This is a genomic window from Aquimarina pacifica, from assembly GCF_000520955.1.
GTDB lineage: Bacteria > Bacteroidota > Bacteroidia > Flavobacteriales > Flavobacteriaceae > Aquimarina > Aquimarina pacifica.
In genome coordinates, this window is record NZ_JACC01000128.1 from 1 (window position 1) to 490 (window position 490).

The following is a 490-nucleotide window of genomic DNA, read 5'->3' on the forward strand; positions in this document are numbered from 1 at the left end:
AATACAACTACATCACCTACATTAGGACTAGAATCACTAATACCTTTTACAATACTTAAGTCCGAACGCTGGGGAACAACAACCGCAGTATCCTCATCATCATCGGCAATACCATCACCATTATCATCTACTGTAGCATCTGCTGTTGGATCACTGTCCGGATCAAACTGATCACTCGCTGTAATCTCTACTTGGTTTACATACTCATCGGTAGCACCCGTTGGAGCATCAACTGTAGCATCAAACGTTACTACTAAAGCTGTCGTAGTCGTAACAGTCTCACCTGTCCAACTTACTACCCCGCCAGTCTCACTACCTGTACCACTAATGTTCGTAATATTACTATAACCCACAGGAACAACATCCTCAATATCAACTCCCGTAGCATCATTGGGTCCCGCATTACTAACCGTGATCGTAAAAGTAACAACATCGCCTACATTCGGAGTTGGGTTACTTACTACCTTAGCAATACTTAAATCTGAACGCT

Annotated in this window: 1 protein-coding gene; it reads right to left on the reverse strand. The window is 42.9% G+C overall.

The genetic code is table 11. The annotated features are described in order from the left end of the window. A partial coding sequence (locus tag DZ60_RS23840) for a DUF11 domain-containing protein (protein WP_034230552.1) occupies positions 1-490 on the reverse strand: 490 nt, incomplete at both ends.